Genomic DNA, 12995 nt, shown 5'->3' with positions numbered 1-12995 from the left:
CGGCAAGGAGTACTACATCGTCACCGGCCAGAAGACCTGGACGACGCTCGGCCAGTTCGCCGACTGGGGCTTCTTCCTGGTCCAGGGTCGTCCAGGTCTTCTGGCCGTTGACGATGTAGTACTCGCGGCCGTCGTCGCCCTTGATCCGCTCGGCCCGGGTCTTCAGCGAGGCGAGGTCGGAGCCCGCGCCCGGCTCGGAGTAGCCCTGGCACCACCAGACGTCGCCGTTGTAGATGCCCGGCAGGAACTCCTTCTTCTGCTCCTCGGTGCCGAAGGTGTAGATCACCGGCGCCAGCATCGCGACGCCGAACGGCAGCACCGGCATTGCGTCGGCCCGCGCCAGTTCCTCCGACCAGATGTACTTCTGCGTGGGCGTCCAGCCTGTCCCGCCGTGCTCAACCGGCCACGACGGCGCCACCCAGCCCTTCCTGGCCAGCACCTTGTGCCAGGAGAGATAGTCGTCCTTCGCCAGCGGCGCGCCACCGGCCTGCACTTCGCGGAGAGACGCCGGATAGTTCTCGGCGATGAAGGTGCGCACCTCGTCGCGGAAGGCGTTCTCTTCGGGCGTGAAGTCGAGGTTCATGGTCGTCTCCCAGGGCGCTCGGATTTACACCGTATCGGCGAGGCTGCGACCATAACTGCGCGGCCGGAGGTTGGGAAGATGACGTTGACGTAAACGTCACTCCTCTCGTCACAAGGCTGCGAATCCAACCGGCACGCCAGCCGTTGCCTTGCCTTCGCCCCAGAACCTCGGCACTCATCCCCGCCCATGCCGCGCATCCTTACCTACAACGTCCACCGCTGCGTGGGGAACGACCGGCGCCTGGACGTGGACCGGGTGGCCTCGGTGATCGCCGCCCTGAACCCCGACATCGTCGCCCTGCAGGAACTGGACGTGGGCCGGGCGCGCACCGGCGGTGTCGACCAGGCGCACCGGATCGCCGAGCAGCTTGAGATGAAGTGCCACTTCCACGCCGCCCTGAGGGTGGAGGAGGAGCTCTATGGCGATGCGATCCTCACCGCCTATCCGGAGCGGCTGATCCAGGTGGGGCCCCTGCCCGGCCACCCGCGGATCGCCCAGCTAGAGCCCCGCGGCGCCGTGTGGGTGGAGGTGTTCATCGACGGACGCACCGTGCAGATCGTCAACACCCACCTGGGGCTGGTGCCGCGCGAGCAGCAGATCCAGGCCCAGGCGCTAGCCAGCCTCTCGTGGATGGAGCATCCCCGGTGCCAGGACCCGTCGATCCTGCTGGGCGACTTCAACGCCACGGCGACGTCGGTGGTCTATCGCACCCTGACGCAGCGCCTGAAGCCCGCCCGCAGGCTCTCGCCCAGGAGCTCGCCGACCTCCACCTTTCCCTCGCAGTTGCCGGTCCTGCGCATCGACCACCTGTTCGTCAGCGAGGGCATCCGCGTGCTCGACGTGTTCGCCCCCTTCGATCCCCTGACCCGGGTGGCGTCCGACCACCTGCCCCTGGTGATGGACTTCGAGGTGGTCTGAGCGAGCCCGGAGCGGGACCGTCGCCCGGCATCGCCCTGGTTCTGCCGCTTGCAGCCAGGGATTTCGACCACCTCAGGGCGTCCGCTTGTCGCGCCGATCCGCAGGACAGACGGCGCCGAGTGGGGTCCGGAGTTCGGGACGTGGGCGCCTAGCGCCCTGCGGCTCGGCTCCGTAGGCTGTTCACCAGCCGGCGCGCCTGGGCGTAGAGGCGTTCGCGCCGCCGGCCCACGCGCCAGGAATCGCTGACGTCGGAGGGGTCGCCCAGGTGGCAGGCGGCCAGCCACTCGGCGAACTTACCCAGCTTCTCCGGCACGATGGGGACTAGGCGGCCATCGCGGTTCAGGGCGTCGATGGCGCCGGCCAGGCCGCCGTGGTCGGCGCGGGCCTTGGCGATGGCGTCGCCGGTATAGCCGATAAAGTGGCCCACCAGCCGGTCGCGGAATGCGGCGATGCTCATCCGCGACGCCTCGTCTTCGCACTCCACCGCCAACTCGACCTCGGTGTCGAAGCCACCCGAGCGGTTGTTGAGGTTGGCCGAGCCCACCCGGGCGATGCGGTCGTCAAACACCGAGGTCTTGGAGTGGACGATCACGTCCGACCCGTTGGGCGTCGTCGGGTAGTAGACCCGGAACCGACCGAAGATGTCGGCCGCCTTGAGCCGCCAGATCATCGCGCCGCGGGCCCGGTCCATGGTCGCCCGGTCAAACCAGCTCGGCGCATGGCCGGTGGTGATCAGCACCACCTCCGGTCCGTCCGGCTCGTTCAGCCGGGCCGCCAGGGCCTCGGCATAGAGCGGCGACGTGAAGTACTGGTTCTCCAGGTAGATGATGTCCTTGGCGTCGGCGATCGAGGCCAGGGTCAGCTTGCGGACCTCCTCCACCGTCGGCTGCTTGCGCCAGCGCGGCACGGTGCGGGCGATGGAGATGTCGGTATCGATCAGGGCTGCGGGCACATGCTCGGGCCAGGGGTCTCCGCCGGCGTCCGGCGGCGGCGCCAGGGTTTCCCTGGTGGCCAGCGCCCAGCGGTCACGGAACAGGTCGCCCAGCGCCTTCGCGGCGGCCCCGTCCACCATCATCATCACCTCGTGCCGCGGGGCGTGGCACTCCTGCTTGGGCATGATCCGGCGTTCGTCGTCGTCCAGATGCCCAGGGGTGTCCCAGCGGTCGACGCAGATGTCGCCGCCGCCGCTGATCGCCACGCGGTCGTCGATCACCAGCACCTTCTGGTGGTGGCAGGCGCCGAACGGCACTTGGTCGTCCAGCACGAACTTGACCGGCGTGTCCTTGAACCACTTGCGCGCCTTGTGCGGGAAGAATTCCTGGCTGGCGGCGATCGGCAGGGCCGACTTCCAGATCAAGAGCCGCACGTCCAGCTCCGGGCGCGCGCTGGCCAGCTCCACCAGGATGCGGCCTACTTCGTCCGGGTCGTCCGGCCCGTCGTAGCCGTCCGGGAACAGCCGGGTGCGCGGATCGAACCCCCAGCCCAGCAGGAGGATTGAGCGGCGGGCCTTCTGGATGGCGTCGAAGGCGGCTGAGAAATAGGCCTCGTTGTCGATCAGGAAGGCTGCGCGGTCTGCCCGCGCGGTGCGCCAACAGGTCTCGCCGGGGACTAACACCTTCATGCGCGCTCGGACGTCCTTCGCTGTCGGGCCGCGCGTGCGGCCGCGGACGGGGAAGTCCTACAGCTCAGGTGAGTTCACTCAAGGCCCGCCCCAAGAAAAACGCGCCGGCCGGTTGGGTGGCGCGCCGGGCAAGCGCCCAGGTTGCGAGAGTGTTGGAGTAGCGCTTGGCAAGGTCCACACCGCCGCCGATGTAGGCCATGCAGGGCCCGCTCAGCTCGGCGGCCAGCCGGTTGCGGCGCTCCTCGTGACGGGCTTCCCGGGCGGCCTTGGTCATCTCGGCCCGGCCGCGGTCGACCACATGGGACTGCCGCGAGCGGCCCTCGGCCTTGATGAAGGTGTCGAGGGCGGCGGTGTCCACCGAGCCCAGGGTGGTGGCGAGGCCCTTGCAGCGGTTGGCCCGCAGGTAGTCCACGCCGGTGACGCGGTCGCCGGTGACGCGGTCGCCGGCGAAGGCGGAGGTGGCGGCGAGGGCGGCGAGGGCGAGTGCAGAGAACTTCATGATGTTCTCCCTGGAAACCTGAAATTAAGCTCCTCTCGACTGCTGACGATCTCAAATGAATAGGCAGCAATAATCCGTATTTATGGATCATCTTCCTGCAATTATACATCCTTTTTACTTTCCACAACAAAAGCTTGTCAGACGTGGTCCTCGCGGCCAAAACAACGTCCATGGATCAGCCTGAACCGAAGCTCGACGCTACGGCCCGCCCGCCCCAGCCGATCCGCACACCCTGCATCAAGGTCTGCGTGGTGGATGGCGAGACCAGCCTATGCCTGGGCTGCTACCGGCTGCTGTCGGAGGTCGCCGGATGGGGTCGGCTGACGGACGCTGAGCGCGACACAATCATCGCCGAGTTGCCCGCGCGGCGCAGCCGCATACGCCCCGAGAAACTCGCCCTCTTCTGACCGTTCACGGCTTGCAAACGCCTGTTCGCTAGGCTCCACCAAGCAAGGACCGGTGGAGCGGTGAGTCGTGTCTGAGATCGCCAAGTTCGCGATGGTGGCCGTGGTGGCCGCGGTGTCGGCCTCCGCCACCGCCGGCGCGGTCGTCGCCCTGACGCCGCCGACCCTGCGCGCCGCCCGCGCTGAGGCGCCTATGCTTTTGGATGTGTCTGCGCCAGGTCCTCGCGCCGGGACCGCGGTGCCGCGGGGCGCCGACGGCCACTACTGGGCGCTGGGCCAGGTCAACGGCCAGCCGGTGAAGTTCCTGGTGGACACCGGGGCCACCGCCGTGGCGCTCACCCCCGCCGACGCCGAGCGCCTGGGCTTTCGGATCAAGGACCTGAAGTACGGATACCGGGTGGTCACCGCCGGCGGTCAGGCCCGCGCGGCCTCGGTGACGCTGTCCTCGGTGTCCGTGGCCGGCGCCCGCCTGGACGACGTCACCGCCCTGGTGATCGAGAAGGGCCTCGACACCTCTCTTCTAGGCATGAGCTACCTGGGCCGGCTGTCGCGCTTCGAGGCCACGCCGCTCGCTCTCGTCCTGCAGCCCTGAGATCGCCGCCAGCGCCTGGTCGATCACTTCCAGGCCCGCTCCCGACCTGACACCCTCCACCGTGAGGATCCGCCGCCAGGTCCGAGCACCCGGCTGCCCGTGGAACAGGCCAAGCATGTGCCGGGTCATCGCCGCTAGGTGCGTCCCGCGGGCCAGCTCGCGGCCCACGTAGTCGCGGTAGCCGCCCACTGCCTCGAAGGCATCCACCGTGGCAGCCTCGCCGAACAGCCGCGCGTCCACTTCGCCCAGCAATCCTGGGGTGTGATAGGCCGCCCGGCCCAGCATCACCCCGTCGACATGTGTCAGATGTGTCTCAGCCTCTTCCAGCGAGCCGATGCCGCCGTTGATGACGATGGTCAGATCCGGGCGCTCGCGCTTCAGCCGCCAGACCAAGGGATAGTCCAGCGGCGGCACGTCGCGGTTCTGCTTCGGCGACAGGCCCTTCAGCCAGGCCATCCGCGCATGCACCACGAAGTGGCGCACGCCGGCCTGGGCGCAGAGGTCCACCAGCTCGAACAGGCTTTCCGCAGGGTGCTGGTCGTCGACGCCAATGCGGCACTTCACCGTGGCCGGGACCTTCACCGCATCGCCGATGGCGGCCATGCAGTCGGCCACCAGGGCGGGCTCGCGCATCAGGCAGGCGCCGAACCGCCCGGACTGCACCCGATCGGAGGGACAGCCGACGTTGAGGTTGATCTCGTCGTAGCCCTCCGCCTCGCCGATCCGCGCCGCCGCCACCAGATCCGCGGGGTCAGACCCGCCGAGCTGAAGCGCCACCGGGTGCTCCGACTGATCGAACGCCAGCAGCCGGGCGCTGTCGCCATGCAGGATCGCGCCCGTGGTCAGCATCTCGGTATAGAGCATCGCCCGGCGCGTGAGCGTCCGATGCAGGACCCGGCAGTGCCGGTCCGTCCAGTCCATCATCGGGGCGACAGACAGCCGATGCGATTGAAATTGCTTCACTTTTCTCGTATCTTCAGAGGGTTAGTCCCGGCGTCTGCACTCCGGTTTACGCTATCGCACGACGTTTTTCGCGGCCTTTCGACGGTTGGGCGCACACGGAGCACGCACGAAGATGGCCACCATCACGACGCTCAGTTCGGGCTCATTGCGCGCTCAGGTTCGCCGCAGGGCCGCTTCATCAGTGAGACCTTCGTGCGGCCGGAAGACGCCCGGCCGTGGGCGAGCGACTTAGAGCGCCAAGTCGACCGCGGCGCGACGCCGCAACCCTCCAGGATCGCTCGCCGGAACACCTTCGGCGAACTGATCGACCTTCACATCGCCGGTATGAAGGAGGTCGGGAAGGCTCCTGGACGCTCCAGGTCGACTACCCTCTAGATGCTCAAGCGAGAACTGGGCAAGAAGCCGATGACCGATCTGAACCGCGATCAGCCCATCAAGTTCGGCGGGGCCGTGCCGCAGAGGGCGCCGGGCGGGTTACGCTCAGCATGGACATTGGCGCTATCAAGCTTGTGCTCTCCCCACGCAGCCGCGGTCCACGGGCTGGCAGCTACGGTGGAACCGGTCGATCTCGCGCGCAAGGATTCCAATGGCAACGCCACGATCTGACCGCCCAGCGCCGTCGGCCTCACCAATGGGCTCTCAGTTGCTAAGGCTGATGCGAATGGCGGAGTCGCCACAGGCCCTTGCAGCGGCAGTCGTTCATCCTGTGGACGCCCTTTCGTTGGGCGGGGCGGTGGCTGCGGCGGTGCAGCGGCTCATTCTGCCTATTCTGATCGGCCCCAAAGCTCGCGTCGAGGCGGCGGCCCTGGCCGCCGGGCTGGACATCGCCCCCTATCGCCTGATCGACGTGGCGCACAGTCACGAGGCGGCCGCGAAGGCCTGCGAGCTGGCGGCGAGCGGCGAGGCGCAGGCGATCATGAAGGGCGCGCTGCATACCGACGAGCTCTTGGAGGCTGTGGTGGCCGGTGATTCGGGGCTGCGGACTGAGCGGCGCATGAGCCATGTCTTCGTCCTTGATGTACCTGGCCATCCCCGGCCGCTACTGGTCAGCGACGCGGCGCTGAACATCGCCCCGGACCTGACCACCAAGCGAGACATCGTCCAGAACGCTATCGACTGCGCCCTGGCGATGGGCATAGCCGTGCCAAAGGTCGCCATCCTGTCCGCGGTCGAGACGGTCAATCCAAAGATGATCTCGACGCTCGACGCCGCTGCGCTCTGCAAGATGGCCGACCGCGGCCAGATCGTCGGCGGCGTGTTGGACGGCCCATTGGCGTTCGACAACGCGATCTCGGTCGAATCCGCGGCGGCCAAGGGGATTGTTTCGGAGGTGGCCGGCCGCGCTGACATCCTCATCGTCCCGGATATCGAGTCCGGCAACATACTCGCCAAGCAACTCTTCTACCTGTCGCACGCCCAGTCTGCTGGGATCGTGATGGGGGCTCGGGTTCCCATCATCCTCACGAGCCGCTCGGACCCTGAGGCGTCTCGCCTGGCCTCATGCGCCCTGGCGATCCTCGTGCGGCAGCATGCGCCCAGCAAGTACGTCCGGTGACGCCACCTCGTCTGCTGACCCTGAACGCCGGTTCCTCCAGCCTGAAGTTCGGCGTCTATGAGGGGACGCCCGGACTACCCCTGCTGCTCTCGGGACAAGTGGCCGGAATTGGTGGCGCCGCGCGGCTGCGGGCAGCCGCGAACGGCGCTGTCCTGGTCGACAAAGCCTGGCCCGACGCATCCGGACCGGAAGAGGCCCTGGCGGCGGTCTACACCTGGCTGGCCGACCAGGGTTGGACGGACGGAGTCATCGCCGTCGGACACCGCATCGTCCACGGCGGCCGCGACTTCCTGAGACCGACCGTGTTGACTGGAGCGGTTACGGCTCGACTGGCCGACCTCGCCTCGCTGGCGCCGCTGCACCAACCGTTCAATCTGCGGGGGGTCGAGATCGCCGTGCGCCACCTGCCAGGCGCGCTGCAGGTCGGTGTCTTCGACACCGCGTTTCACGCTCAGCAGCCCGAGGTCGCGCGCCTCTATGCCCTGCCCCGGGACCTGATCGAGCAGGGCGTCATCGCCTATGGCTTCCACGGCCTTTCCTACGACTACATCTCAGGCGTTCTTCGCGCCCAGGAAGGGCCAGAGGCTGGCGGGCGCTGCATCGTCTTGCACTTGGGAAGCGGCGTTTCGCTTTGCGCCCTGAACCGGGGCCGCAGCATTGCCACCACTATGGGATTTTCCGCCCTCGAAGGCCCACCGATGAGCACGCGCTCCGGTTCCCTGGATCCTGGCGTCGTGCTTCATCTGATCCAGGATCGGGCCATGTCCGTCACGGAGGTCACCGACATGCTCTACAATCGCTCCGGGCTGCTTGGGTTGTCCGGCCTGAGCGGCGACATGGTGACCTTACTGGCCAGCGCAGAACCTAACGCGAAGCAGGCGATCGAGGTCTATGTCTATCGGATCGCCCGTGAGATTGGCTCGCTGACGGCGGCGCTGGGCGGCTTGGACACCTTGGTGTTTACGGCCGGTGTCGGCGAAAATGCGGCGCCTATCCGCCATCGCATCGCCGAGCTTTGCGCGTGGTTGGGGGTGCGGTTGAATCCGGAGGCCAACCTCGCCGCCGACCGGCAGATCAGCCGCGCTGACAGTTCCGTCAGGGTGCTCGTGATCCCGACGGACGAACAGATGGTGATCGCCGAGGGTACGGCCGGACTGATGCGACGCTGAGCCGGTCACTGCGGGTGGGCGCCTGACCGAGGCCTGTCCCTCCCCTTTTTTACCCCGAGAGCTGACGTGAAGGCTAAGACCCTGTCTCTCCGAGCCAGTCGGCGTGCAGCTATTCGTCAGGGACAATCCCGACCGGAACCCTGGACAGTCGTCGGTAGAGCCGACGGCGCCGGACGAGAGGCCACCAGTCGTAGAGGAAAATCTCAACAGGCCGCCAGTTGGCCACCCATCCCAGGATGATCAGCCCCTCGTCAAAGAAACGGCCCACATAGCCGGCGCCCAGGAAGCCCTCAGCAGCTTTGCCGACGACGATACAGGCCGCGAGAACCGCGACGCCGATCGCCAGCGAGGCGCGGCCGGCGCGGAACAGGTCGCGCAGGTCCCAGCCGAGGACGTCGGCCCGGTAGGCAAAGTAGTTCCGAACGGCCTCCTCGATATGCCGCGCTTCGTCCCGTTGCGCCTCGGCGGCAGGCATACGGATCACAATTGAGATCGGATGATTTCTGGCGATCTCGCCCGCCCATCCCACCACATATTCTTCGACGCCCGCGTCCAGGTCCCGCTCTCGAAACGGAAGCGGATCAAGTGTGTGGAAGAGTTGCCCGATCCGCTCCACCCGGACTTCGATCGGGCCGTCAATATGTTGCTGGCCGCGGAGGCATGAGCGCCTGGCCTGCCGCTTGGAGGGCAGCCTTCCGGAGGTCATGACGGCGCGAGGCGGGTGGCTTTCGCCCAGCCGCGCCGCGACAGGCCATGCAGGCTCCTGGCCACACGAAACCAGCCTCCGCTCAGACCCGCGACGGCAAGCGCCAGACACAGCAACGGCAGGTCGGGCGGGGTCACCTTGAAGAGGTCGGCCAAAAGCGGAACCGCCAGCACCGCTATGAGCACGACGCCCGCAACTGCGGAGATGATCCAGTAGATCTTGCGATGGGGCGCAAACAGCCGCCCGCCCGTCGACGATGCATCGGCCAGAGCCAGAACCAGATTTCCAACCACCAGGGCCAGGAACGTCGCACCGCGAGCTTCCGCCTCCGGCGAGTGGCTCTGCGACCAGAGATGGAAGGAGAACACCCCGACCAAGACGCCGCCTCCATGCAGGAGAGCCAGCCCCAGTAGCGCCTGCCCGAGCAGCGCCAGCGACGGCAAAGGATCCGGCGGGAGGCTGACTGAACGCCCAAAACACGCCGGTTTCTTACCCAGCAAGATCATCCACTCCAACTCGACCTGCCAGACCAGGCCTCAGTGCTCCAAAGTGGTGCATCAGGGCCTTCTCGATTTCCAGCACCACCAGGAGGACAATGCCGATGGCAAGGACGATGGCCCCGTCGAGGAGGGAGATCGCTGCACTGCCAAACAGCACCTGCATGAACGGCGCATAGGTGAAGGTAAGCTGCCCCGCGACTACGATGCCAACGGCAGCCAGCACGGCGCGGGTGCCAAGCACGCCCCGGATGCTGAACGAGGTCATGTGCAGATAGCGCACGTTAAATAGATAGAAGATCTGCATCATCACCACGGTGTTCACCACCAGGGTCCGCGCGACAGCCTCGCCAAGACCGCGCTGCATCGCATACTCAAAGATGCCAAAGATGCCGATCATGAACAGCACCGATACGATGCCGATTCGCCGCAGCACAAAGCCAGACAGCAGCGGCGCGGCGCGCGGACGGGGCACGCGCTGCATCACGTTGGATTCCGTCGGCTCAAACGCCAGCACCAGCGCGAGCGTGACCCCGGTGATCGTGTTGATCCACAGGATCTGCACCGGCGTCATCGGCAAAGCCAGCCCCAGAAGGATCGCCAGCACGACAGAGAGCGTCTGCCCACCATTGGTAGGCAGGGTCCAGGCGATTACCTTGCGGATGTTGTCATAGACCGTGCGGCCTTCCTGCACGGCGGCGACGATCGAGGCGAAATTGTCGTCGAGCAGCACCATCTGCGCCGCCTCCTTGGCGGCCTCGGTGCCCTTGCGGCCCATCGCGATGCCGATATCGGCCTGTTTCAACGACGGCGCGTCATTGACCCCGTCACCGGTCATCGCGACGACATCGCCATTGGCCTGCAAGGCGCGCACGATGCGCAGCTTGTGCTCGGGACTGGTGCGGGCAAAAACGCTGACGCCTTGTGCCAACTTGCGCAGCCCGTCGTCCGAAACCGCGTCGAGTTCCGCCCCGGTGACCACCTGAGGATTATCGGCCAAGGCAAGCTGCCCGGCGATGGCGGCCGCTGTGTCGGCATGATCGCCTGTGATCATCTTGACCGAGACGCCGGCAGACCGGCAATCGGCAATCGCCGCGATCGCTTCGTCGCGGGGCGGGTCGATGAACCCGACGATGCCCAGAAACACCAGACCGCTGCCAAGCCCATCAAACGACAGTCGTTCCATGTCCGGGGCAGCTGTCATCGCTGCGAAGCCCAGCACCCGCTCGCCATTGCCTGCTGCACCAGCGATACGCGCGTGCCAGAAGGCCGGATCTACAGCGGTGTCCGTGCCTCCGGCCTGCACCCTGCACATTTCCAACACCCGCTCCGGGGCACCCTTCACGGCAATCCAGGCACCGCCGGCGGGAGTGGAATGCAGCGTTGACATGAAGCGGTGCTGCGCGTCGAAGGGTATCTCATCGCGCCGCGCCCAGGCTTCGCGCTCGGTCTCGGGATGCAGTCCGGCTTTCATCGCCAACGCCACCAGCGCTCCTTCCATCGGGTCGCCATGCACGCTCCAGCACCCCTCGCGATCCAGCAAGTCCGCGTCGTTGCATAGCAAGGCGGCGCGGACCAGATCGGTTTGGGCGGCGTCGGAACCGCGTGTCGCATCGCCATCTGCGGCATCAATCCTGCCGGTCGTCGCATAGCCGGCGCCTTCCATCAAATATTCGCCCTGAGCCGTGATTATGCGTCGGGCGGTCATCTCGTTACGGGTCAGCGTTCCAGTCTTGTCCGAGCAGATGACCGATGTGGCGCCCAGTGTCTCAACCGCCGGCAGACGGCGCACCAGCGCCTTGCGCCGCGCCATGCGTCGCACGCCGATGGCCAGCGTGATCGAGATCACGGCGGGCAGCCCCTCGGGCACCACACCCACCGCCAGCGCCACCACCACCATCAACGCGTCTGACCATGGATAATCGCGCACCAGCGTCGCAAAGCCAAAGATCAGCGCCGCCAGCCCGAGGGCGAACCAGGTGATCTGACGGCCAAAGCGGTTAATCTGCACCAACATCGGCGTCGTCAGTGTTTCCACCTGCCCGATCAGAGTCGATATCCGGCCAATCTCGGTGTGGGACCCGGTTGCCACCACAACGCCGATGCCCTGCCCGGTTGCGATCAGGGTGCCCGAGTATGCCATCGAGAACCGGTCGCCCAGCACTGCATCGGTGGCAACCGGGTCCTCGATCTTGTCCGCGGGCAGCGATTCCCCGGTCAGGATCGCCTCGTCGATCAAGAGGCTGCGCGCCCGGGTCAGGCGCAGATCGGCGGGGGTCTTGTCGCCAGCCTCCAGCACCACGATATCGCCGGTCACGATCTCGCGCGCGTCAATCTTGCGGCGGGTGCCGCTGCGCAAGACCGTGGCGTGTGGTGCGATCATGTCGCGGATCGCGTCAAGCGCGGTTTCCGCCTTGCCTTCCTGCACGAAGCCGACAATCGCGTTGATCAGAACGATTGCGACAATGACCGCCATGTCGACGTAATGACCCAAGGCACCCGCCGCAGTCGCCGCCGCCAGCAGGAAATAGATCAGCACATTGTTGAAATGCCGCAGAAGCCGCAGCACCGGGTGCGCGCGCGGCGGCGCGGGCAATTCGTTCGGGCCGTTCTCCGCCAGCCTGCGCGCGGCTTCTGCCGCTTCGAGCCCTTCGGCGCCCGTGCCCAGTGTCGTGAAAACCTCGGCCAGGTTGAAGGCGTGCCAGTCAGGCGCCCGGTCCGGCCGGGCCGCGTCCGATGTCAGCGTGGCGTGGGGGCGTTCGTTCATCGGATAACCCTCATGATTCCCAATCCAGGCTAGGCGTGTCGACACGAAGCGCATCGGCGGTGATACAATCGATCCGCACAGGCCCTACGACTTCTTGCCTATCGGATCGCCGCCATCGCCAGTCGCGGATTTCGTGCATGACGACCCCACGCGCGGATGTAGACAGGTTTGCTTTCCATCAGCGCCTTCAGCGCATCGCCTGCGGTACGCTCGGCCGGAACTGATCCCTAACGCTTTGGACGGCGCTTTCGGACCAAAATCGCCAGAAGATGTTTTTGCGCATTTTTAAAGCCCGCTGACGATCGTCAATAGCCGAGTCGACGGCATCCCAGCGTCGCTTCGAGCGCCTGTTCCAGCGACGTGCGCGTCATCAGGAGACCCGACGTAAAGCTGGCTATTGGCGGCGCCAGCACCAACCAGAAGTACGACTGAGCTTTCGCGCGATCGAACGGATTGTCGGCGATATTCTGCCGAAGGCGGCAAACGACCCGCTCTGGTGGGCTTCGGGTGGGACTATGGCGGATGAGGCGCCGCAGAAGCAGGCTTGGGCGTTCGTTCGTTTCGCGCCGGACGTCGATCTGAAAAGAGAAACCGTCAGCGTCGTCCGGACAACGTGAATATCAAGCGGCAATGCCGGAAGATCGGCGTCGTCGTGGCAACAATGAGGCCGACCTTCAGTACATCATGTGTCTCATGCCGCGGACCAGCGCCGAGCCGAGGT

General features: G+C 66.4%; 13 protein-coding genes. 6 read left to right on the top strand and 7 right to left on the bottom strand.

What is annotated here, in order from left to right; genetic code table 11:
- A partial coding sequence (locus tag ACLL81_RS01160) for an acyl-CoA dehydrogenase family protein (RefSeq protein WP_411286515.1) occupies window positions 1–583 on the bottom strand: 583 nt, incomplete at its 3' end.
- 186 nt (window positions 584–769) lie between these two features.
- On the opposite strand from ACLL81_RS01160, the gene ACLL81_RS01155 reads away from it, so the two are divergent.
- Window positions 770–1501 carry an endonuclease/exonuclease/phosphatase family protein gene (locus ACLL81_RS01155; protein WP_411286514.1) on the top strand — a complete coding sequence of 244 codons (732 nt, stop codon included), beginning with the start codon at window positions 770–772 and terminating at the stop codon, window positions 1499–1501.
- A gap of 148 nt (window positions 1502–1649) precedes the next feature.
- Here ACLL81_RS01155 and ACLL81_RS01150 read toward each other — a convergent pair whose 3' ends face one another.
- Both ACLL81_RS01150 and ACLL81_RS01145 read right to left on the bottom strand, forming a co-directional pair.
- Window positions 1650–3122 (bottom strand): phospholipase D-like domain-containing protein, encoded by a 1473-nt coding sequence (locus ACLL81_RS01150; protein WP_411286513.1) that lies wholly within the window; start codon window positions 3120–3122, stop codon window positions 1650–1652.
- A gap of 64 nt (window positions 3123–3186) precedes the next feature.
- Complete coding sequence (locus tag ACLL81_RS01145) at window positions 3187–3621, bottom strand: hypothetical protein (RefSeq protein ID WP_411286512.1); 435 nt, start codon at window positions 3619–3621, stop codon at window positions 3187–3189.
- A 170-nt stretch (window positions 3622–3791) separates the two neighbouring features.
- Between ACLL81_RS01145 and ACLL81_RS01140 the strand changes: the two genes are divergently transcribed.
- Together ACLL81_RS01140 and ACLL81_RS01135 are read left to right on the top strand one after the other, a co-directional pair.
- Complete coding sequence (locus tag ACLL81_RS01140; protein ID WP_411286511.1) at window positions 3792–4028, top strand: DUF1289 domain-containing protein; 237 nt, start codon at window positions 3792–3794, stop codon at window positions 4026–4028.
- A 67-nt stretch (window positions 4029–4095) separates the two neighbouring features.
- Window positions 4096–4617: a TIGR02281 family clan AA aspartic protease gene (locus ACLL81_RS01135; RefSeq protein ID WP_411286510.1), complete on the top strand. Its 522-nt coding sequence runs from the start codon at window positions 4096–4098 to the stop codon at window positions 4615–4617.
- Here ACLL81_RS01135 and dusA read toward each other — a convergent pair.
- Entirely contained in the window at window positions 4546–5580 is a 1035-nt protein-coding gene (gene dusA / locus ACLL81_RS01130; RefSeq protein ID WP_411286509.1) for a tRNA dihydrouridine(20/20a) synthase DusA, read from the bottom strand. The two genes, ACLL81_RS01135 and dusA, sit on opposite strands and share 72 nt — an antisense overlap.
- 405 nt (window positions 5581–5985) lie before the next feature.
- On the opposite strand from dusA, the gene ACLL81_RS01125 reads away from it, so the two are divergent.
- From ACLL81_RS01125 to ACLL81_RS01115, 3 genes are read left to right on the top strand one after another with little or no spacing between them, the layout of a single operon-like run.
- Window positions 5986–6186 (top strand): hypothetical protein, encoded by a 201-nt coding sequence (locus tag ACLL81_RS01125; RefSeq protein WP_411286508.1) that lies wholly within the window; start codon window positions 5986–5988, stop codon window positions 6184–6186.
- Window positions 6167–7135 carry a bifunctional enoyl-CoA hydratase/phosphate acetyltransferase gene (locus tag ACLL81_RS01120; RefSeq protein ID WP_411286507.1) on the top strand — a complete coding sequence of 323 codons (969 nt, stop codon included), beginning with the start codon at window positions 6167–6169 and terminating at the stop codon, window positions 7133–7135. Before ACLL81_RS01125 ends, ACLL81_RS01120 begins: the two co-directional genes overlap by 20 nt.
- Entirely contained in the window at window positions 7132–8304 is a 1173-nt protein-coding gene (locus ACLL81_RS01115; protein WP_411286506.1) for an acetate/propionate family kinase, read from the top strand. The genes ACLL81_RS01120 and ACLL81_RS01115 overlap by 4 nt, the downstream gene beginning before the upstream one ends.
- A 109-nt stretch (window positions 8305–8413) precedes the next feature.
- Here the strand turns inward: ACLL81_RS01115 and ACLL81_RS01110 are convergent, their stop codons facing one another.
- The 3 genes from ACLL81_RS01110 to ACLL81_RS01100 form a co-directional block, all read right to left on the bottom strand.
- The gene (locus tag ACLL81_RS01110; RefSeq protein ID WP_411286505.1) at window positions 8414–8920 is read right to left on the bottom strand and encodes a hypothetical protein; all 507 of its coding nucleotides are present in this window, start codon (window positions 8918–8920) and stop codon (window positions 8414–8416) included.
- An 86-nt stretch (window positions 8921–9006) separates the two neighbouring features.
- Window positions 9007–9516: a cation transporting ATPase C-terminal domain-containing protein gene (locus tag ACLL81_RS01105; RefSeq protein WP_411286504.1), complete on the bottom strand. Its 510-nt coding sequence runs from the start codon at window positions 9514–9516 to the stop codon at window positions 9007–9009.
- Entirely contained in the window at window positions 9500–12274 is a 2775-nt protein-coding gene (locus ACLL81_RS01100; protein ID WP_411286503.1) for an HAD-IC family P-type ATPase, read from the bottom strand. Before ACLL81_RS01100 ends, ACLL81_RS01105 begins: the two co-directional genes overlap by 17 nt.
- Window positions 12275–12995: the final 721 nt, after the last annotated feature.

The sequence above is a fragment of the Phenylobacterium sp. genome (assembly GCF_046590535.1).
Classification (GTDB): domain Bacteria; phylum Pseudomonadota; class Alphaproteobacteria; order Caulobacterales; family Caulobacteraceae; genus Phenylobacterium.
This window is presented reverse-complemented; position numbering and strand designations above follow the sequence as displayed.